General features: G+C 64.9%; 18 protein-coding genes. 11 read left to right on the top strand and 7 right to left on the bottom strand.

Annotated features, from left to right (window positions below):
- The first annotated feature begins 8 nt into the window (after positions 1-8).
- The 3 genes from ybgF (at position 9) to ftsH (ending at position 4,435) form a co-directional block, all read left to right on the top strand.
- A complete protein-coding gene (gene ybgF, locus RBH77_RS07765) occupies positions 9-1,049 on the top strand; it encodes a tol-pal system protein YbgF (protein ID WP_311031561.1) in 1,041 nt (346 codons plus the stop codon).
- A complete protein-coding gene (gene tilS / locus RBH77_RS07770; RefSeq protein ID WP_311031562.1) occupies positions 1,043-2,374 on the top strand; it encodes a tRNA lysidine(34) synthetase TilS in 1,332 nt (443 codons plus the stop codon). The genes ybgF and tilS overlap by 7 nt, the downstream gene beginning before the upstream one ends.
- A gap of 123 nt (positions 2,375-2,497) precedes the next feature.
- Positions 2,498-4,435 carry an ATP-dependent zinc metalloprotease FtsH gene (ftsH, locus tag RBH77_RS07775; RefSeq protein ID WP_311031563.1) on the top strand — a complete coding sequence of 646 codons (1,938 nt, stop codon included), beginning with the start codon at positions 2,498-2,500 and terminating at the stop codon, positions 4,433-4,435.
- Between the two features lie 251 nt (positions 4,436-4,686).
- Here the strand turns inward: ftsH and RBH77_RS07780 are convergent, their stop codons facing one another.
- The gene (locus RBH77_RS07780) at positions 4,687-6,165 is read right to left on the bottom strand and encodes an amidase (protein WP_311031564.1); all 1,479 of its coding nucleotides are present in this window, start codon (positions 6,163-6,165) and stop codon (positions 4,687-4,689) included.
- Positions 6,166-6,355: 190 nt separating this feature from the next.
- Between RBH77_RS07780 and RBH77_RS07785 the strand changes: the two genes are divergently transcribed.
- From RBH77_RS07785 to RBH77_RS07795, 3 genes are all read left to right on the top strand, one after another.
- Complete coding sequence (locus RBH77_RS07785) at positions 6,356-7,372, top strand: isopenicillin N synthase family dioxygenase (RefSeq protein ID WP_311031565.1); 1,017 nt, start codon at positions 6,356-6,358, stop codon at positions 7,370-7,372.
- 212 nt (positions 7,373-7,584) lie between these two features.
- Positions 7,585-7,917, top strand: coding sequence for an ArsR/SmtB family transcription factor (locus RBH77_RS07790; protein WP_311031566.1), 333 nt, complete (start codon positions 7,585-7,587; stop codon positions 7,915-7,917).
- 7 nt (positions 7,918-7,924) lie between these two features.
- The gene (locus RBH77_RS07795) at positions 7,925-8,404 is read left to right on the top strand and encodes an SRPBCC family protein (protein WP_311031567.1); all 480 of its coding nucleotides are present in this window, start codon (positions 7,925-7,927) and stop codon (positions 8,402-8,404) included.
- A 63-nt stretch (positions 8,405-8,467) separates the two neighbouring features.
- Here RBH77_RS07795 and RBH77_RS07800 read toward each other — a convergent pair whose 3' ends face one another.
- The 4 genes from RBH77_RS07800 to RBH77_RS07815 all read right to left on the bottom strand — a co-directional run bounded on the left by RBH77_RS07800 (position 8,468) and on the right by RBH77_RS07815 (position 12,825).
- On the bottom strand, positions 8,468-9,760 hold the full coding sequence (locus RBH77_RS07800) for an HlyC/CorC family transporter (RefSeq protein WP_311031568.1): 1,293 nt from the start codon (positions 9,758-9,760) through the stop codon (positions 8,468-8,470).
- Positions 9,757-10,875: a 3-dehydroquinate synthase gene (gene aroB / locus RBH77_RS07805; protein WP_311031569.1), complete on the bottom strand. Its 1,119-nt coding sequence runs from the start codon at positions 10,873-10,875 to the stop codon at positions 9,757-9,759. The genes RBH77_RS07800 and aroB overlap by 4 nt, the downstream gene beginning before the upstream one ends.
- Positions 10,872-11,477 carry a shikimate kinase gene (locus RBH77_RS07810; RefSeq protein WP_311031570.1) on the bottom strand — a complete coding sequence of 202 codons (606 nt, stop codon included), beginning with the start codon at positions 11,475-11,477 and terminating at the stop codon, positions 10,872-10,874. Before RBH77_RS07810 ends, aroB begins: the two co-directional genes overlap by 4 nt.
- An 85-nt stretch (positions 11,478-11,562) precedes the next feature.
- Positions 11,563-12,825: an FAD-dependent oxidoreductase gene (locus RBH77_RS07815; RefSeq protein WP_311031571.1), complete on the bottom strand. Its 1,263-nt coding sequence runs from the start codon at positions 12,823-12,825 to the stop codon at positions 11,563-11,565.
- A gap of 408 nt (positions 12,826-13,233) precedes the next feature.
- Here RBH77_RS07815 and RBH77_RS07820 point away from each other — a divergent pair, with 408 nt between their 5' ends.
- The 5 genes from RBH77_RS07820 (at position 13,234) to RBH77_RS07840 (ending at position 17,133) form a co-directional block, all read left to right on the top strand.
- The gene (locus RBH77_RS07820) at positions 13,234-13,413 is read left to right on the top strand and encodes a histidine kinase (protein ID WP_311031572.1); all 180 of its coding nucleotides are present in this window, start codon (positions 13,234-13,236) and stop codon (positions 13,411-13,413) included.
- Entirely contained in the window at positions 13,410-14,345 is a 936-nt protein-coding gene (gene xerD, locus RBH77_RS07825; RefSeq protein ID WP_311031573.1) for a site-specific tyrosine recombinase XerD, read from the top strand. Before RBH77_RS07820 ends, xerD begins: the two co-directional genes overlap by 4 nt.
- A gap of 85 nt (positions 14,346-14,430) precedes the next feature.
- Positions 14,431-15,375: an acetyl-CoA carboxylase carboxyltransferase subunit alpha gene (locus RBH77_RS07830; RefSeq protein WP_311031574.1), complete on the top strand. Its 945-nt coding sequence runs from the start codon at positions 14,431-14,433 to the stop codon at positions 15,373-15,375.
- A gap of 217 nt (positions 15,376-15,592) precedes the next feature.
- The gene (locus tag RBH77_RS07835; protein ID WP_311031575.1) at positions 15,593-16,903 is read left to right on the top strand and encodes a murein L,D-transpeptidase family protein; all 1,311 of its coding nucleotides are present in this window, start codon (positions 15,593-15,595) and stop codon (positions 16,901-16,903) included.
- Positions 16,900-17,133 carry a sulfurtransferase TusA family protein gene (locus RBH77_RS07840; protein ID WP_311031576.1) on the top strand — a complete coding sequence of 78 codons (234 nt, stop codon included), beginning with the start codon at positions 16,900-16,902 and terminating at the stop codon, positions 17,131-17,133. Before RBH77_RS07835 ends, RBH77_RS07840 begins: the two co-directional genes overlap by 4 nt.
- Positions 17,134-17,136: 3 nt before the next feature.
- On the opposite strand, the gene RBH77_RS07845 is transcribed toward RBH77_RS07840, so the two are convergent.
- Together RBH77_RS07845 and RBH77_RS07850 are read right to left on the bottom strand one after the other, a co-directional pair.
- A complete protein-coding gene (locus RBH77_RS07845) occupies positions 17,137-18,228 on the bottom strand; it encodes a CobW family GTP-binding protein (protein ID WP_311031577.1) in 1,092 nt (363 codons plus the stop codon).
- Positions 18,229-18,236: 8 nt separating this feature from the next.
- A complete protein-coding gene (locus RBH77_RS07850; protein ID WP_311031578.1) occupies positions 18,237-19,391 on the bottom strand; it encodes a D-alanyl-D-alanine carboxypeptidase family protein in 1,155 nt (384 codons plus the stop codon).
- Between the last annotated feature and the right edge of the window lie 165 nt (positions 19,392-19,556).

The raw sequence follows: 19,556 nt of genomic DNA on the forward strand, positions 1-19,556 counted from the left end.
AGAGACAGATGCACCTTAAGACAATAATCGGCTGCGCGGTGCTGGTGCCGCTGACCTATGCCAGCCCCCTTCTTGCCCAGGAAAATGCCGGCCGGACGGCGGCCGAGATGCCGTCAACGCTTCTGGCGTTCAACGTTCCGGGACTGGAGACGGCTCGGCGCGCGGCCCCACGAAACACCGTTACGCTGGCACAGGCGGTGGAGCCCCAGGTCAACGATCTGCAGGAGCAGGTCAGGAAGTTGAACGGGAAGGTCGAGGAACTCAACTTCCAGATCATCCAGATGCAGGACCAGATGCGCAAGCAGCAGCAGGACAACGAGTTCCGCTTCGAGCAGCTCGAGAAGAAGCGCACGGACGCCGGCGCGGATGCCGGCACCGATGTCGCCCGTTCCGATACGGGCGCCAATGCCGGCCGCGTCGGGCGGGACGCTGGGTCTTCCAGCGGGGACGTCAAAAGCATCATCGATGCGTCCGGCGACACATCCGGCGGTTCCGTGGCGAGCGGCAATCCGGATGATGAAAAGCTCGGTGCGCCGCCCAGGAATTTCGGCACGATCAAGTTCGACGCCAAGGGCAATCCCGTAGGCGAGACGATCGCGCCGGGCGCGGCCTCGCCCGGCAGCGCTAGCCGGGACGGCACGGTGGTGGCCGCGCTTCCCGCTACCGACGATCCCGAGGAACTCTATCGCAACTCCTATCAGTTGATCCTTTCGGGAGACTACAAGGCGGCGGAAACAGGCTTCCGCGAGCACATCAAGCGCTATCCCAACGACCAGAGGGCGGCCGACGCGCATTTCTGGCTTGGCGAGGCGTTGCTTGGACAGGACAGGTATCGTGACGCCGCGCAGGTGTTCCTCGACGCCAACAAGGCCTACCCGAAATCCAAGAAGGCACCCGACATGCTGCTCAAGCTCGGCGTTTCGCTTTCCGCGATGAACCAGCGCGAGGTCGCCTGCGGCACCTATCACTCGATCGGAGAGCGTTATCCGCGCGCTTCGGCAGCGCTCAAGGACCGCGTCAAGCAGGAAGAGGCGCTCGCGGGGTGCTAGACAGTCCGGGCAGGGCGGCTCGCGCGGCCTCGTTCTCGAGGATCGATTTTTCCGGTTGCCGTACGGTAGTTGCCGCCGTTTCCGGCGGAGGCGACTCGCTTGCGCTTCTGTTTCTGCTCAAGGAACATCTCGCCCGGCACGAACCGGGGATCGAGCCTGTCGCGGTGACGGTCGATCACGGCATCCGGCCCGAGGCGGCGGCGGAGGCGTGCGCGGTTGCTGCACTTTGCGGGGATATCGGCGTTTCCCATCGGACAATGCGCTGGGAGGGGGAAAAGCCCACGGCCGGGATGCAGCAAGCGGCGCGCGAAGCGCGCTACGCGCTCCTGGCGGAGGCCGCAAGGGAAGCCGGGGCCGGCCTTATCCTCACCGGCCACACGCTGGACGATCAACTCGAAACATTTGCCATGCGCAAACGGCGTGGCGACGGCCGCGGCCTTGCCGGTATTGCGCCGGCGACGCTCTATGACGGCCGCTTGTGGATCGCGCGTCCCCTGCTCGACGTGCGGCGGGAGGAATTGCGCTCCTTTCTGCGGGCGAGAGGCGTTGCCTGGCACGAGGATCCCTCGAACAAGGATCCGAAATACGAGCGGGCTCGTGTGCGCTCGCTTCTCGCCGATCGGTCCAATCCCGGCGCCCATGAAAGATCGATCGATGAAATCCGTCATGCGGCGGCGGAGCGCATCAGGGTGGGGATGGACGCGGCGGCGTTGATCCGGCTGCATGCGCGGAGGGTTTCGTCCGGCCTCTATCGGCTGGATCGTGGATTCGCAGACGTCGGGGAAAGGGATGCCGCCGTCTATGCGCTGCGCATCCTGCTGGCCGTCGTCGGCGGACGGCCGCAATTGCCGGATGCGCCGCGTACGGCAGCCCTCCTCCAGCTTCTCTCGACGCCGAACGCGCGCGCCACTTTGTCGCGCAGCGTCATCGAAGCGCGGGAGGACGGGCTCTACCTGCGTCGTGAATTGCGCGGCCTCCCGCCTGCCGGCGTGGCAAGGTCCGGCGAAATCTGGGACGGCCGTTACCGTATCGGGGCCGGGATGGCGCAGGACGTCGAGATCGCCCCCTTCGGCAAGGAAGCCGCCGAGGCGTGGGCTCCTTCGGACGATGGCGACAAGCCCGCTCTTTTTCGCGCCGCGCTTGCCGCCGAACCGGCCCTGTTGCACGGAGCCGAATGCCTCGGCCATGCACCGGCAACGCCGGTCGCGGGGCCTTGGGCGCGATTTCTTCCCTGCTTCGATCTGGCCCCTGCCATCGCGGTGGCGGAACTCACCGGCGGCGCCCCGCTTCCGGCCGTGCCGGTGACTTCGGAACTGGCCCAATGAGGAGTACTGAAAGCCTTAACGGGAACGAAGGGATGTGCTTGGCATTGTATCGCCATATCCCTATGTTAGAGGCACACTCTGGATGGATGGGTGCTTCCTCCCAAGACACCCACGGGACCCAATATGAATCCGAACTATCGTAACCTGGCGCTTTGGGCGATCATCGCCGTCCTTCTTATCGCGCTCTTCAACCTCTTCCAGACGCCGCAGCAGCGCGGCGCGTCGAACCAGGTTGCCTATTCGGACTTCCTGCACGACGTTTCAGGCGGTCACGTCAAGTCGGTGACCATCGCCGGCCAGCGCATCAGCGGCACCTATGCCGATAACAGCCAGACCTTCCAGACCTACGCACCTCCGGGCGATTCGGCCCTGGTGCAGAAACTGGAAGACAAGGGCGTCACCATCCATGCGCGCCCCGAATCCGACGGTTCGTCCTCGCTCTTCTCCATCCTGCTCTCCTGGCTGCCGATGATCCTCATCCTGGGCGTATGGATATTCTTCATGCGCCAGATGCAGTCCGGCTCCGGCCGCGCCATGGGCTTCGGCAAGTCCAAGGCCAAGCTGCTCACCGAGGCGCATGGCCGCATCACTTTCCAGGACGTCGCGGGCGTCGACGAAGCCAAGGAGGACCTTGAGGAAATCGTCGAGTTCCTGCGCGATCCGCAGAAATTCCAGCGGCTCGGCGGCAAGATCCCGCGCGGCGTGCTGCTCGTCGGCCCTCCCGGCACCGGCAAGACGCTTCTCGCGCGCTCGGTGGCGGGCGAGGCGAATGTGCCCTTCTTCACCATTTCCGGCTCGGACTTCGTCGAGATGTTCGTGGGCGTCGGCGCAAGCCGCGTGCGCGACATGTTCGACCAGGCGAAGAAGAATGCGCCCTGCATCATCTTCATCGACGAGATCGACGCGGTCGGCCGCCATCGCGGCGCCGGCTTGGGCGGTGGCAATGACGAGCGCGAGCAGACGCTGAACCAGTTGCTGGTGGAGATGGACGGCTTCGAGGCGAACGAGGGCATCATCCTGATCGCCGCGACCAACCGGCCCGACGTGCTCGATCCGGCGCTCTTGCGTCCCGGCCGCTTCGACCGTCAGGTCGTGGTGCCCAATCCGGACATCATCGGCCGCGAGAAGATCCTGAAGGTGCATGTGCGCAACGTGCCGCTGGCGCCGAATGTCGATCTCAAGGTCATCGCGCGCGGCACGCCGGGTTTCTCCGGCGCCGATCTCGCCAACCTCGTCAACGAGGCGGCGCTGATGGCTGCGCGGCGCAACAAGCGTCTCGTCACCATGGCCGAGTTCGAGGACGCCAAGGACAAGGTCATGATGGGCGCGGAGCGCCGCTCCACCGCCATGACGCAGGCCGAGAAGGAACTGACCGCCTATCACGAGGCCGGCCACGCCATCCTGGCGCTCAACGTGCCGTCGGCGGACCCGCTGCACAAGGCGACCATCATCCCGCGCGGCCGCGCGCTCGGCATGGTCATGCAGTTGCCTGAGGGCGACCGCTACTCGATGAGCTACAAATACATGATCTCGCGGCTTGCGATCATGATGGGCGGGCGCGTTGCCGAGGAGATCAAGTTCGGCAAGGAGAACATCACGTCGGGCGCCGCCTCCGACATCGACCAGGCGACCAAGCTGGCGCGCGCGATGGTGACTCGCTGGGGTTTCTCCGACAAGCTTGGCCAGGTGGCTTACGGCGAAAACCAGGACGAGGTGTTCCTCGGCCATTCGGTGGCGCGCACGCAGAACATCTCGGAAGAGACCGCCGAAATCATCGATGCGGAAGTGCGTCGGCTGATCGAGGAAGCATACCAGACTGCCCGCTCCATCCTGACGAAGAAGAAGAAGGACTGGATCGCGCTCGCCGAGGGGCTGCTCGAATACGAGACGCTTTCGGGCGAGGAGATCAAGCAATTGCTCGCCGGCCAGAAGCCCTCGCGCGACCAGGGCGACGATACGCCGACCTCGCGCGGCTCGGCGGTTCCCAAGGCCGGCGCCCGCCGGGAGTCCAAGAAGAAGGGCGGCGAGGAACCCGGCATGGAGCCGCAGCCGCAGGGGTGATTTTCCTTATCGTACGAAAAGCGCCGCCGAGGATTTTCGGCGGCGTTTTTGTTTGACTAGATGTTCCCCCACTCCGTCCGCTCCGCGGCCACCTCTCCCCCATATTCATGGGTAGAGGAAAGGAGCCAAGCTGTGCGGCCGGCGCTTCCTCTACCCCGTCGAGCGGGGGAGAGGTGGCCGCGAAGCGGACGGAGTGGGGGTCGAACCTCGCGTGCGCTGTTGCCCTGCTATCGAAGGAAGCACATCTGTGCTCATCCGCGCTGCCCCGCCGGCTTCGGATCGATCGGCACCCTGCCTCGGAAGCCCACTGCATCCTCGATCGCCTTCGCCACCGCGAGAAGCTTCGCCTCGCCGCGCGGCGGGCCGATCAACTGGATCCCGACCGGCATGCCGGAGCGGGTGAAGCCGGCAGGCAGCGACAGCGCCGGCAGCGCGGTCGTGGTGGCGAGGAAGGAAAAGCGCAGCCAGTCGACATAGTCCGCGACCGGCTTTCCGGCGACCTCGCTCGGATATTCCTGCTCGACAAGCGTCGGCTCCAGTCCGACGACGGCGCAGGCGAGTACGTCGTAGGTTTCGAGGAAGGCCCGCATCCTGTCGTAGAGTACCGAGCGGTGGATCTGCGCGTCGTAGATGCGCGACGGCGTCAGCGTCTCACCGAGGCCGATATTCTCGGCGAGCGTGCGCTTGAAATGCTTGCGCACATGTTCGGGCGAGCGGCCCGTCCCGGCGCCCCACACCATGGCGCGCAGCGTCACATAGGTTTCGTAGAGGCCGGAAAGGTCAGGACATGCTTCCTCGACCGTAGCCCCGTTCTTCCCGGCCTTTACCAGCGCCGAGCGCATGACCGCATCGATCTCCTTTTCGACCGGGGCAAGGCCCCCCTGATCGGGCGCATAGGCGATACGTATCTTGGGCGTGGCGCGGCGAACCGCTTCCTGGAAGGGCTCGCGCGGCGCCTCCAATGAAAGCATCTGGCGCGGATCGAAGCCCGCCATGGCGTCGAGGAAAAGTGCCACATCCATCACCGTGCGCGCCATCGGTCCCTGCACGCTTTCCATGGAGAAAGCGTTGGTCGGGCTGCCGCCGCCGGCGCGGCCCGGCGTCGGTCGCAGGCCGACGATGCCGCAATAGGCAGCCGGCGTGCGCAGCGAGCCGCCGAGGTCGGAGCCGTGGCTGAGCCACGTCTCGCCGATTGCAAGCGCCGCTGCCGCGCCGCCGGACGAGCCGCCGACGCTTTTGCTGTTATCCCATGGGTTGCGGGTCATGCCGAAGACGGCGTTGAAGGTGTTGGCGCCGGCGCCCATCTCCGGCGTGTTGGTCTTGCCGACGACGATGCCGCCGCGCGCTTCGAGTTTTTCCACCAGCGGGTCGCTCGCGTCGGGGATAAAATCCTTGTAGCCGAGCGTACCGAAAGTCGTGCGCACGCCCTTCACCGGCGTCAGATCCTTGATGCCGATCGGCAGGCCGCCGAGCCAGCCTGGTTCGTTTCCGTTCCTGCTGCGGTTTGCCGCCACTTCCTTTACCGCCGCGCGGGCGTGTTCCTCGCAGAGCGTCGGCATGGCGTTGATTGTAGGCTCGACCTCGGCGATGCGGGCGAAGGCTGCGTCGAGCAATTCTTCCGGCGACACCTCGCCCTTTTTCAGGAGCGCCACGGCCTCGTGCGCCTCCAGACGACAAAGCTCCGGGCCGCTGTAGGTAGCCGAAATCGCCGCGTCGCTGTTCTGGTCCATCCTGTCGTCTCCCTTGCGGCCCGGCTGTTGCGGACAAGCCATCTTTCTTCCGTCAGAGAAACCATTCCCACGACGGTCGCGTCAACGCCGAATGTCGACGCCGCGGTGCGTGGCCCGCAGGCTCGGCGGTTCTGTGCCCTTCACGGGAAGCCGGGACGGATGCAGGATCAGGCGAACGAGGATCCCGGAAATGATCATACCGCGTATTGACATCGCTCCACTCTTCGGCTCGCCGACGGCCGCACGGGATGCCGCCGACCGCGCGGTCATGGATGCCGCTTCGACCAGCGGCTTCATGACCATCACCGGCTTTCGCGGGGCGGATATGCTGGCGCCGGAGAACCGGCGTCGGCTGCTCGCCATCTTCTCATTGCCGGAAGAGGAAAAGCACAGATTGTGGCGCTGGAATTTCGACCATTCGCGGCCGAACGTCTATCGCGGATGGTATCCCCTGCAGAAGGGGACGCTGTCGCAGAAGGAAGGCATCGACATGGGCCCCGACCTCGCGCACGGGCCGGCGCGCATTCGCACCGACGATCCGCTTTCCGAGGAAACACCGCTGCCGCCGGAGGAAGCCGTGCCCGGCTGGCGCGACCTGGCAGCCGCCTATTATCGCGCCATGGAAGAGACGGGGGCGGCCGTCATGCGCTCGCTGGCGCGAGGGCTGGGCTTGAAGGAGACCGTTTTCGACGCCGCTTTCAAGAGTGGCGTCTCGACGCTCAGGCTCGCGCGCTATCCCTTCCTGCCGGAGGTGGAGGCAGAGCGTCCGGAGGAGCATTTCGTCGTCCATGCCGGCAAGCGCCGGGCGCTGGTCGGCGGGGCGCATGTCGATTCAGGCTTCGTCACGCTTCTGGCGCAGGACGGCGTCGAGGGATTGCAGGCGCAGGCACATTCGGGCGAGTGGATCGACGTGCCTCCGGTCGAAGGGACGCTTGCGGTCAATTTCGGCAAGCTTCTGGAGCGCTGGACAGGGGGACAGGTGCGGGCCACGCTGCACCGGGTCGTTTCGCCGGGTCGGGAGAGGTTCTCCATACCGTTCTTCTACGAACCTGCGGCGGAAGCCGAGATCGCGCCGCTGCCGATCGAGGGCGCGGCGCCGTTCGAGCCGTTCCTCTATGGCGACCATGTCTGGGAAGTATCGACCAATTTCGTCGAACTGCGCGGCGTCAAGCATCTCCGGCAACCGCGCCGGCGGGTCGCTTCGTGACGGGTTTCCGCCCGGTCGTGAACTGATACATCGACACGTCCGCGCCGACCGTTCCGATCATCGAGCAGGACATTTTTTCGACCCCAAAGGAGGCCTGCGGGGCTTTGTGCTTTTGGGGAGCAACCGGCTTTCCGACTCATTGACCGGCCTTAAAACAAAGGTACGTGCCTTAGTATTGTTGACCTGCGGCCACGCTTGTTATAGTAAGGCATATGCCTTACCATTCTGCACCCCTCGACCTCGCCTTTCACGCTCTCAGCGATCCGACCCGCCGCGCGGTAGTATCGCGGCTGGCTGAGGGCGAGGTGCCCGTCAGCGTGCTGGCCGAGCCTTTCGACATGGCGTTGCCCTCCTTCGCCCAGCATCTCAAGGTGCTGGAGGATTGCGGACTGATCGTCAGCGAGAGGCGTGGACGCAGCCGCTGGTGCCGACTGGTTCGGGCGCGCTTCGTCGAGGCGGCGGACTGGATGGAAACGGAGCGCCGTCGCTGGGCCGAGCGGTTGGATCGGCTGGAAGTTTACCTGGACAAAATTGAAGAGGATTAGGAAGAACATGGCGAACCTGTTTGAGACCTGGTCGCTCGACCGCGAAATCGTTCTGGTCAAGCTCCTGGACCACCCACGCGACAAGGTTTTTGCCGCCTGGATGGATCCTGAGGCACTGACCCAGTGGTACGGCCCGGCCGGCCTTGGCATCGAGAACCACGAGGCCGATATCCGCGAGGGCGGAGTGTGGCGCTTCGACATGGTGGGCGTATTCGAGGGCCGGGAGCAGCGCTTCCCGAACCTCATCCGCTTTTTGGAGATCGTGCCGAATGAGCGGATCGTGATGGACTATGGAACGCCCGACCCCAACGACCCCGACCGTTTCCGCGTCACGGTGACCTTCGATGAGCAGGCTGACGGCAAGACGGTGCTGACCATGCGCCAACTCCACCCCAGCCCCGAGCGGCGTCAAGCGGTCATCGGCTTCGGCGCTGTGGCGTACGGGCTGCAGACGCTGGATGGCCTCGCTGCCTGGCTGGACAGTTGAGCGTTTGGTCGGTCAATGGCAGTTGCGCCAGTCGGCAACGGTGCGAACTGCTCTGGCGCAAGTTCAATTCAAGGGTCCGGACGCGGCCGCCTCTACCAGCGGCTTGATCCTCAGCCTGGTGATGCGGTTCTTGTCGCGCTTCATGACGATGAAGCGCATGTTGTGGAAGGTGAAGGCCTGCTTCTCCTCGGGGATGGTCTGCGTCTCGTGGATGACGAGCCCGGCGATGGTCGTCGCCTCCTCGTCGGGCAGGTGCCAGTCGAGCGCGCGGTTGAGGTCGCGGATCGGAACGGAACCCTCGACGACGACCGAGCCGTCGGCTTCCTGCTTGACGCCTTGCATCTCGATGTCGTGCTCGTCGGCGATCTCGCCGACGATCTCCTCGATGATGTCCTCCAGCGTCACCATGCCTTCCACCTCGCCATATTCGTCGACGACGATGGCGAAATGCGACTTGCGGCGCAGGAAGGCGTTGAGCTGGTCCTGAAGCGAAGTCGTGTCGGGCACGAACCACGGCCTGCTTGCGACCTTCAATATGTCGATCTTTTCCGGATCGTTGCCGGCGTCGTTCAACGCGCGGAGCATGTCCTTGGCGTGAACGACGCCGACGATGTTGTCGATCGAGCCTTTCCAGATCGGCACGCGGGTATAGGGGCTTTGCAGGATACCGCGCACGATCGCGTCGGGCGGCTCGTCGGCGTTGACCGACAGCATGCGCGTGCGATGGACCATCACGTCGGAGACTTCGAGATCGACGAGATCGAGCAGCCCGCCGAGCCGGTCGCGCTCCTGCTTGATGAAGCCGCCCTCGCGCAGCAGCACTTCCGCCGTGCCGCGCAGTTCCTCGTGCGCCGTCAGAAGCGATTGATGCTCCTTCAAGCCGATCCGGAAGAGTCGCAGCACGATGCGGACGATGCGGTTGACCAGCGTCGCGAGCGGGCCGACGACGAAAACGAAGGCGCGTACGAGGGGCGCCACGGCCAGCGCGAAGCGGTCGGGACCGGAGATCGCCCAGGATTTCGGCAACACCTCGGCGAAGACGACCAGCAGCACCGTCATCGCCGCCGTCGAATAGGCGACGCCGCGCGCGCCGAAAAGATCGAGGAAGATGGAAGTGGCGAGCGAGGAAGCGAGGATGTTGGCGAGATTGTTGCCGATCAGGAGCGCGCCGATCAGCCGGTCGCGATGATCGATAAGGGCGTTGACCATGCGCGCTTTCGCCGAACCGTTCTGCTCCAGCGAATGCATGCGCGCCCGCGAGGCGGCGGTCAGCGCCGTCTCCGAGCCGGCGAAAAACCCCGAAATGACGATGCAGAGCAGGATCGCCCCGCATATGATCCAGAAGGCGGTCGTCATCCGGGACGGTTTTCCTCCTCCAGAAAGGCCATGACCTCCGACGCCGGCACGTCGCGTGCGATGAAGGCCTGGCCGACGCCATGCGTCAGGATGAAGGTCAGCGCACCACGGCTCACCTTCTTGTCCTGTTTTATATAGTCGAAAAGCCCGGCCGCGTCAGGAAGGGAGCCGGGGATGTCGGCGATGCGGGTCGGCAGGCCGACCGCTTTCAGATGCGCTTCGACGCGGGCAGCGTCATCGGGGCTCGCCTGGTTCAGCCGGGTGGAGAAGCGGTGCGCGAGCGCTGTGCCGATCGCCACGCCCTCGCCATGGACGAGGCGGGCGCCGTCATAGCCGGTGGCGGCCTCCAGCGCGTGGCCAAAAGTGTGGCCGAGATTGAGGAGCGCGCGGTCGCCGCTCTCCAACTCGTCGCGGGCCACCATTTCGGCCTTGGCACGGCAGGATTCGGCGATGGCCTCGGTGCGAGCCGGTCCGCCGGAAAAGACCTCGCGCCAGTTCTTTTCGAGCCATGCGAAGAAATCGGGGCGGTCGATGAGCCCGTATTTGGCGACCTCGGCATAGCCGGCGCGGAACTCCCGTTCCGGGAGCGTATCGAGCATTCCGGTATCGGCAAGCACCAGTCTTGGCTGGTGGAAGACGCCGACGAGGTTCTTGCCGCGGCCTGTATTGATGCCGGTCTTGCCGCCTACGGACGAGTCCACCTGCGCCAGAAGCGAGGTCGGCACCTGCACGAAGCGCATGCCGCGCCGCGCGATACCGGCAGCAAAGCCGGCAAGGTCGCCGATGACCCCGCCGCCGAGCGCGATCACCGCGTCGCCGCGCTCCAGCCGCGCGGCGAGGATGAAATCCACGACTTCCTGCAGATGATCGAAATTCTTGGTCTTCTCGCCGGCCGGAAGCGTGATCGCGACGGCCTCGATACCGGCGGCGCCGAGGCTCGACAGGAAGGTATCGAGGTGATGGGCTGCCACGTTCGCGTCGGTGACGACGGCCGCGCGGATGCCGGGCAATCTTGCCGCGATCTCCGCGCCGGCGCGGCCCGCCAGGCCGGGACCGATCAGGATGTCATAGGCACGTTCGCCGAGCCCGACCTCGACCTTGGTGATTTCCGTCATCTAAGGTTCCGTTCCGACGCATATTCAGACGCGATGAGCTTCGCCTTCAAGGCTTCGACGACCTCGGCGGCGATCACTTCCCGGCGCTCGTCGCGGGTCTTTATCGTGATGTCGGCGGCGGCATAGACCGGATAACGCTGTTCCATCAGCCGTGCCATCACCGCGCGTGGGTCGGGGTTCTGTAGCAGCGGCCGGCTCGGCTTCTTGGCGACCCGCTGCATCAGGAGGTCGAGATCGGCCTTCAGCCAGACGGAAACGCCGCGCGCGGCGATGCCCAGTCTGGTCTGCTCGTTCATGAAGGCGCCGCCGCCGGTCGAGAATATCTGCGGACCACCCTTCAGGAGGCGCTCGATGACCCGCTGCTCGAGCGCACGGAATTCGGCCTCTCCGTATTGCTCGAAGAGTTCCGCGATCGTCATGCGGGAGACCGCCTCGATCTCATGGTCGCTGTCGACGAAAGGCAGGCCGAGCATCTGCGAGAGCTTGCGGCCGATGGCGGTCTTTCCCGCGCCCATCAGCCCGACGAAAACGATCGACCGGTCGCCAAGGCGGTCAAGCAGCATGGCGGCATCCTCATGTGCCGTTGTCGCGGTGGCGGTCATCGTCGTCTTCGTGGCTGCGCGCTAACTATCCTTCGGGCGCGTAACGACATGAAAAGCACTGTTGCGTCAAGCGCGCCCGGCTCGGCTAAAGGATCGCTTCCTGTTCCAGCAGCAGTTTGCGCAGGCGGTGAATCTCGGTTTCCGCTCCCCCCTCGCAAGCGAGCGCCGCGGATATTCCAGCCGCATGGCCGGTCGCGAAGGCCGTGCCCATGACACGAATGGATCCATAGGCCTGGCGGTCACTGCCGACCACCCTGCCGGCGAGGCGCAGATTGGCGATGTCGCGCGCTTCGATCGCCCCGTTCGGGACGTCGAAGAAGCCTTCTCCACCGACATTGACGAAGCGCGCGCGGCCCGGCGCTTCATGCACCTCCATCGGCCAACTCGCCCGTGCGATTGCGTCGTCGCGCCTGCGGCCGGCCAGCACGTCCTCCCCCGTGACGTCGCGGCGGGAGAAAGGCCGGCGTGTCTCGCGAATGCCGATCTGCGGCCCCGTAGCCACGATATGGGCCTTCTCGAACCCCGGATGGCGGCGCAGCACCTCGAGATTCCGCCACGCGAGTTCGCGCGCGGACATCTCGGCTTCGGTCAGGCTTTCCCCGGTGATGCCGTCGGTCGAAAGATCGATCGCCGTCCACCAGTATTCCGTCCCGGAGAGCCGCACCATGACGCCGCCGTCTTCCCGGAGGATCGGCTTGTCGGTGGCGGCGTTGTGCTCGCGGATGATCTCCGCCATCAGAGCCCGGTCGAAGGTCGCGTCGGCCGCGACACTGCCGACGCGAACCGGCAGGGAGGCCGGCTGGAGATGTGCCTCCGCTCCGCCTTCCTGGCTGAGCGCCGCACCCGCTGCTGCCGAAAGTGTCGCTTCGCCGCTGGCATCGACGAAGGCCGATGCCTCGACCGTCGTCATGCCTGCATGATCCAGGAGATCGACCGAGACGATCCGGTCCGCCTCGACGGTCGTCGAAACGAGCCTGGTGTGGAGACGGATGTCGGCGCCGGAGCGAAGCGCCACGCGATCGAAGGCCAGTTTCACCGCCTCGGGATCCAGCGTCACGACCCAGTAGCCGCTCTTCGAGACGATCGGCGCAATGTCCATGCCGATGGTTCCGAGTTCCTGCAGCACCTCTTGCCCGACGCCGGCGACGCTTCGGACGGGCGCCGGTCCGGCAAGGAAGAAACCGCAATAGGCAAGAACCTGCGCGTTCGTTGCCGCGCCGCCCATGAAGCCGTAGCGCTCGACCAGCAGTGTGCGGCATCCGCTCCGCGCGGCGCCTACCGCCGCCGCAAGCCCGCCGGCCCCGCCGCCGACGACCACGACATCGTATTTCTCGGTGCGCTTTTTCACCTGCCGCAGCCTTCCTGATGATCCGGGGTCGGTTTCGGCTGAAAGCGAGGCCGACACAACCCGGAGGCTACGAAAAAAGCGCTAAGCAGGGTTCAAGTCACCATCCAAGGCCGGAAAAAGGTGGATACACTGGCGCCTGCCGGCCTCCGGAAACCGCTGATTTCAGCGCTTTCCGCATTTGTCTTCGCCCCTCTGTCCGGCAGGACAGAGGGGGGTGCGAAGGGCGGAGGGCAGGGAAGCATGTTCATAAGGGTGACGTCCATCAAACCGCAAAGCCTTCAACCGGCTTCGCTTCGCGCTATGCTCGATGCCTTGAATTGGCCCGGCGGCCGTCCCATAAGGGGACAGGGCGTAGGCGATGGATTCGGGCCCGGCTCTAGACCTCAGCGGCGGAGGCGATACCGGTTTATGCCCACCCTTTTCAGATTCCTCACCGTCATCGCCGTTCTCGTCGGTCTTTTCTACGCGGGGATGTTCGCGCTTGTCTGGTACGTGAAGCCGAACGAGGGCGAGATCACCGTCCGCATCCCGGTCGAGAAGATCAATCTGAAGCGCGGGCCGGATACCGCCAGCGAGGCCAGCCAATGAAGGGTGGCGCCCGCATCGAGGCTTTCCTTGAAATGATGAGCGCGGAGCGCGGCGCTGCCGAGAATACGCTTCTCTCCTATCGTCGCGATCTCGAAGACGCGGCGGAGTTTCTGGCGGCGAACGGGCAGGGGCTGGATGGTGCCGCGTCCGCTGATCTTCGTGCCTATATGGACGATATCGCCAGGCGCGGCTTCGCGGCCTCTTCGCAGGCGCGCCGCCTCTCCGCGCTTCGGCAGTTCTATCGCTTCCTCTATTCGGAAGGTCTGAGGCCCGACGATCCGAGCGGGACGGTGGACAATCCGCGCAAGGACCAGTCGCTGCCCAAGGTGCTCGGCGAGGAAGAGGTGAGCCGCCTTCTGGAGCGTGCGGCCGGCGAGGCCGCCGACGAAAGCCTTGGCAAGGTACCGCACCTTTCCGCCATCCGCATGCAGGCGATGATCGAACTGCTTTACGCTACGGGCCTGCGCGTATCCGAACTCGTTTCCTTGCCCGTCGCCGTTGCGCGCCGAGACGAGCGCTTCTTCATCGTGCGCGGCAAGGGCGGCAAGGAACGGATGGTGCCTCTTTCCGGCAAGGCGCGCGAGGCGCTCAAGGCCTGGCTCCAGGAGCGGGAGGAACACCCTTCGATGGCCGAAAGCCCATGGCTTTTCCCGGCCGCTTCGGAAGGCGGTTTCATGCCGCGCCAGGTCTTCGCCCGCGACCTGAAGGGGCTTGCCGCGCGTGCCGGGATCTCGGCGGCGAAGATATCGCCGCATGTGCTGCGTCATGCCTTCGCCAGCCATCTGTTGCAGAACGGCGCCGATCTGCGCGTGGTGCAGCAATTGCTCGGCCATTCGGACATCTCGACGACGCAAATCTATACGCATGTGCTCGAAAAGCGGCTGGTCGAGCTGGTGAGCCGGCATCATCCGCTTGCCGATCCGGGCTCGTAACGTTATTTGAGGCGCAGATTTCCGGCGGCGTCGACGCCGCCCGCCGACCATCACACCCCTAGTTTGGCCCAGTTTCCGGCGAGTCATGTATAATTATCTCGATTTCGAAGGCCCCGTTCGCGACCTCGACGGCAAGATCCTCGAGTTGAAGAAGCTCAGCGAGACCGGCGAAGCCGTCGATGTCGCCGACGAGATCGCCAGGCTGGAGAAGCGCTCGCGAGACGCCTTGCGCGACGCCTACAAGGCGCTCAACCCCTGGCAGAAAGCCCAGGTCGCGCGCCATCCCGACCGCCCGCACTGCCTCGACTACGTGCAGGGCCTGTTCACCGATTTCACAGCCCTTGCCGGTGACCGCTCCTTCGGCGACGACGAGGCGATCGTCGGCGGCTTCGCCCGCTTCCGGGGCGAGCCGGTCGCGGTGATCGGCCAGGAGAAGGGCAACGACACCAAGAGCCGGCTGAGGCACAATTTCGGCATGGCCCGGCCGGAAGGCTACCGCAAGGCGATCCGTCTGATGGACCTTGCCGACCGCTTCGACCTGCCGGTGGTGACCTTGGTCGATACGGCGGGCGCCTATCCGGGCATCGACGCGGAGGAGCGCGGCCAGGCCGAGGCGATCGCCCGCTCGACGGAAAAATGCCTGTCCATCAAGGTGCCGATGGTTTCGGTGGTCATCGGCGAAGGCGGATCGGGCGGTGCGATCGCGCTCGCCACGGCGAACCGCGTCTACATGCTGGAGCATTCCATCTATTCGGTCATCTCGCCGGAGGGGGCTGCGTCGATCCTCTGGCGCGATTCGACACGCGCGCGGGACGCGGCCACGAATATGAAGATCACCGCGCAGGATCTTCTCGGTCTCAAGGTGATCGACGGTATCATCGCGGAGCCCGTCGGAGGCGCGCATCGCGAGCCGAAGGGGGCGATAGAGGCGACGGGCAGGCAGATCGCGGCCGCCTTCGACGAGCTCAAGGCGGTGAACGGGGACTATCGTGAGCACCGCCGCCAGAAATATCTGTCTATCGGGAGATAGCACCATCCTCGCGTCCGAGGTGGGTCCTCATCGGGCGCGAAAGCTAGTGGAATCGCCGCGATGCCTTAAAATCGCCGCTCCGCTGCCTTCAATGGGCAACTATGAGGGGAATGTCGGGACATCCCATGGTAATGATTTCTCAAGGTTAACCGGCGTAGCCTCATGCTTGAATCTCGGCCGGCCGCGATCCGGCTTTTGCGAACGAGACAGTATTCGGATGAGTTCCCGTATCAAAAGCGCTGGTTTCCTGGTTGCCGCCCTGCTTCTGGCAGGCTGCAACGGTTCGATCGACGATATTGCGCCCAAGGCCAACAAAGAATTGCCACAGAAGCTCATCGATTCGATGAAATCGAAGGGCATGTCGACCTCCTCGCCGATCATGGTGCGCCTCTTCAAGGAAGAGGGGCAGTTCGAGGTCTGGAAGCAGAAGGGCGACGGCGGCTACGGCCTGATCGCGACCTATCCGATCTGCAAATGGTCGGGACAGCTCGGCCCGAAATTCACCGAGGGTGATCGCCAGGCGCCGGAAGGGTTCTACACGGTCCGCCCGAGCCAGATGAATCCGCAGTCGAAATACTACCTCTCCTTCAACATCGGCTTTCCGAACGCCTATGACCGCGCGCACAACCGGACCGGGGCCAATTTGATGGTGCACGGCGCCTGCTCCTCGTCGGGCTGTTATTCGATGAACGACGCGCAGGTGTCGCAGATCTACGCCTTCGCGCGCGACGCCTTCCGTGGCGGCCAGGAGGCGTTCCAGCTCGAGGCGTTTCCGTTCCGAATGACGGCGGCCAACATGGCGCGCTACCGTAACGACCCGAACTACGAATTCTGGAAGATGCTGAAACAAGGCTACGACCAGTTCGAGGTCGCGCATCTGCCGCCGAAGGTGGACGTGTGCGAAGGCCGCTACGTCTTCAACGAGATTGCCGCCGAGGGCCAAAGCTTCCCGGCATCGCCGAATGGAGCCTGCCCGGCCATGGCGCGCTCTCCGGCAATGGCGGCGGCGACGACGGCCTACGACAAGAAATACGACGCCGCTTTCGCGGATGCGGTGCGCACGAAGGCCGCCCCGCCGAGCGCCACGATCGACGGCATGAAGGAAGCGAGCCTGGTGGCTGACTGGTCGCGCAGGCGCGGACGCGGCGAGCGCGTGTCGCTTCAGCCGCCGGCGCTCGATGGCAAGGGTAAAGTGACCCAGACCGCCGAAATGGGCCGTATCGATTCGGCTGTCGGCCGCAAGATGGCCGCGCTCGATGCGGAGAAGGCAGCCAAGGAAAAGGCCGCGCAGGAGAAGGCTCAAGCCATCGCGGCCGCCAAGGCGGCGAAAGAAGCCGAGATCGCGCAAGCCAAGGCCGCGAAGGAGGCGCAGATCGCCGAAGCCAAAGCGGCCAAGCAAAAGGCTGTGGCCCAGGCGTCAAAGCAGGACGAGGATGCGGCCGCCGCGCCGGAAGCGAGTGCGCTGGCGGCGGAGCCGAAACGTCCGCGCATGCTGACACGCATGTGGAACAAGATGTTCGGCAGTTGAGCGCCGACGCCGAAACCTACGACCTCAAGGGCCTCAACTGTCCATTGCCGGTATTGAAGGCGCGCAAGCGGCTGGCAGGCATGCGGCCGGGAGCACGCCTGTGGCTCGAAACCACCGATCCGCTGGCCGTGATCGACATTCCCGCCTTCTGCAAGGACAACGGCCATCGCCTGATCGAAAGCATCGGCATCGACGGGGGCCACCGCTTCCTGGTCGAGCGCGGGGAATAGAAGCTACAGCTTTACCCCGGCGATGGCGAGCGGGTTGTCCTCGATCGCGGCGCGATCCGGCATGTCGGCGGCCGGCATGCCGGTCATCGCGGCGAAGAGGCGGCGGACATAATCCTCGTCCATATCCATGGTGATGAGGACCAGTCGCGTGCCGCGCGTGCTGTCCGGCCAGGCCGGCAGGCGGGCGGGCGGATGCAGAACCTTCTGGACACCGTGCAGGACGAGCGGCCGCTCCGGGTCCTCGGCGAGTTCCACGATCCCCTTCATGCGCAGAAGGCGTTCGCCGTTCGCCGAGCGCAGGATGTCGAGGAACGCCTCGATCGCGCCGAACGGGATCGGTCGGTCGTGGATGAGGGAGACCGTCCTTATGCGGCTATCGTGATGATGGCCTTCATGGTCATGATGCGCATGGCCGTGATGGTGATTGTGGTGATCGGGCGCCGCCTCGGCGCGAAGCCAGCGTTCGACGTCGGGAATTTTCCTTGTCGGGTCATAGAGCCCGCAATCCAGCAATTCCGAAGCTGGCGGGCGGTCGGGGCCGCTTTCCAGAATGGGCGCGCCAGGATTGAGCTGCCTCAGCCTACCGCGTAACGATTCGATCGAACCGTCCACTTTGGTGATATCGGATTTGGTGAGAACGATGCGATCGGCCATCGCAACCTGCCGCACGGCTTCCTCGTGCCGGTCGAGCGTCGCGTCGCCGTTGACCGCATCGACGGTGGCGATGACCCCGTCGAGGCGGAAGAGGTCGAGCAACCCCGGATGCGCCATCAGCGACTGCAACACAGGCGCCGGATCGGCAAGACCGGTCGTCTCGACGATGACGCGTTTCAAAGCGGGCATGCGCCGGGCCAGGTCGAGAAGCGTATCGACAAGCTCTCCGCGCACAGTGCAGCAGACGCACCCGTCGGAGAGTTCGATCACACCGTCGCTGGCACGCTCGACCAGCAGATGATCGATGGCGACCTCGCCGAATTCGTTGATGACGACGGCGGTGTCGGCGAGCGCCGGTTCCTTCAGAAGCCGGTTGAGCAGCGTCGTCTTGCCGGAACCGAGAAAGCCGGTCAGCAGGCTGACGGGAACGGGCACGGCCATAGCGCCGCCTATTGCATTGTAGCCGATTGCGCCTTGGCGACCGGCTTCGCCGTCTTCGCGGGAGGGGTGTAGTCCGGTCTGGGCGTCGGGATCGGCACGTCGGCATATTCCACCGGCTCCGGCAAGCCGCCCGGTCCCGTCGCGCCGCCGAGGCTGACCATGACGACATTGCGCGGATGGTCGAGCTTGTGGAGATAGGGCGAACCCATCACAAGCGGCGCCTGGCCGGTATCGTCCTCGCCGCCGGCGTCCGCGAGCTTCTGCTTCTTCCTTTTACGGGCCTCCTTGGAACAGAGCGCCTCGCGCATGTTGGTAGCCTCGCCGACGCCGCTGCCCTCGACCGGCATCGCGGCCAGCGTCGGACCGGCCGGCTCGTCCCCCGCGAAACCCTGGGTGAGCAACGCGGCGGTCTGCGCCGCGCGGTCGGTGATCGAATCCGCGCCGAGCACGATGGCCGCAAGCGTGCGTCCCTGCCGGGTCGCGCTGCCGATAAAATTGAAACCGGATTCACAGATGAAGCCGGTCTTCATGCCGTCCGCCCCGTCGAAACGGCCGATCAGCGCGTTGATGTTGGGGATCACCTTCTTGCCGACGCCGATCGCCTCGATTTCGAAATAGCTGAGATATTGCGGATATTCCTTGCGGATCGCCGTCACCAGGAGCGCCTGGTCGCGCGCGGTCGTATAATTGTCGGGCGAAAACAGTCCGTTCGGGTTGGCGTAGTGCGTGCCGCTCATGCCGAGTCGGAGCGCTTCCGCGTTCATGCGATCGACAAAGGCCTCCTGGGAGCCGCCGATATTCTCGCCGACCGCCATGGCGATGTCGTTGGCCGAATGGGTGATCATCATCTTCAACGCGTTGTCGAGCGTCATTACGGAGCCGGGTTTGAAGCCCATCTTCGACGGAGGCTGCGAGGATGAATTCTTCGTCATCCGAACCGGCGACAGGAGCGTGACTTCGCCTTTGTCGAGCGCCCTGAAGGCGACATAGGCGGTCATGAGCTTGGTGAGCGAGGCCGGGTACCAGCGCGCGAAAGCGTCCCGGTGTTCCAGCACCCGGCCGTTGTTCACGTCGAAAAGCAGGGAGGGCCCGGCGACGGCGAGAGACGGGGTCGCCGCAGCCAGAAGGGTGAGCGAGAATATGAAAGAAAGATGCCGCCGCATGGTCAATTCGAGAGAGCCTTGATGCCGTGTGCCAGGGATTAAGCGTCGGCCGGCCGTCCAGGAAGCGGACCCGCGCCGATGCGCGTATCCTGCTATCTAGCGCATGTGTCGCCAAAATGGCAAAGTCGCCGGGACCACTTTACGATCCGACTCTTGAAGGAAAGC

The sequence above is a fragment of the Mesorhizobium koreense genome (assembly GCF_031656215.1).
Classification (GTDB): Bacteria; Pseudomonadota; Alphaproteobacteria; order Rhizobiales; family Rhizobiaceae; genus Mesorhizobium_L; species Mesorhizobium_L koreense.

Coding starts and splice junctions, on each gene's coding strand:
- ybgF (WP_311031561.1), top strand. CDS start 9: ATGCACCTTAAGACAATAATCGGCTGCGCGGTGCTGGTGCCGCTGACC.
- ftsH (WP_311031563.1), top strand. CDS start 2,498: ATGAATCCGAACTATCGTAACCTGGCGCTTTGGGCGATCATCGCCGTC.
- RBH77_RS07780 (WP_311031564.1), bottom strand. CDS start 6,165: ATGGACCAGAACAGCGACGCGGCGATTTCGGCTACCTACAGCGGCCCG.
- RBH77_RS07785 (WP_311031565.1), top strand. CDS start 6,356: ATGATCATACCGCGTATTGACATCGCTCCACTCTTCGGCTCGCCGACG.
- RBH77_RS07790 (WP_311031566.1), top strand. CDS start 7,585: ATGCCTTACCATTCTGCACCCCTCGACCTCGCCTTTCACGCTCTCAGC.
- RBH77_RS07795 (WP_311031567.1), top strand. CDS start 7,925: ATGGCGAACCTGTTTGAGACCTGGTCGCTCGACCGCGAAATCGTTCTG.
- RBH77_RS07800 (WP_311031568.1), bottom strand. CDS start 9,760: ATGACGACCGCCTTCTGGATCATATGCGGGGCGATCCTGCTCTGCATC.
- aroB (WP_311031569.1), bottom strand. CDS start 10,875: ATGACGGAAATCACCAAGGTCGAGGTCGGGCTCGGCGAACGTGCCTAT.
- RBH77_RS07810 (WP_311031570.1), bottom strand. CDS start 11,477: ATGACCGCCACCGCGACAACGGCACATGAGGATGCCGCCATGCTGCTT.
- RBH77_RS07820 (WP_311031572.1), top strand. CDS start 13,234: ATGCCCACCCTTTTCAGATTCCTCACCGTCATCGCCGTTCTCGTCGGT.
- xerD (WP_311031573.1), top strand. CDS start 13,410: ATGAAGGGTGGCGCCCGCATCGAGGCTTTCCTTGAAATGATGAGCGCG.
- RBH77_RS07830 (WP_311031574.1), top strand. CDS start 14,431: ATGTATAATTATCTCGATTTCGAAGGCCCCGTTCGCGACCTCGACGGC.
- RBH77_RS07835 (WP_311031575.1), top strand. CDS start 15,593: ATGAGTTCCCGTATCAAAAGCGCTGGTTTCCTGGTTGCCGCCCTGCTT.
- RBH77_RS07845 (WP_311031577.1), bottom strand. CDS start 18,228: ATGGCCGTGCCCGTTCCCGTCAGCCTGCTGACCGGCTTTCTCGGTTCC.
- RBH77_RS07850 (WP_311031578.1), bottom strand. CDS start 19,391: ATGCGGCGGCATCTTTCTTTCATATTCTCGCTCACCCTTCTGGCTGCG.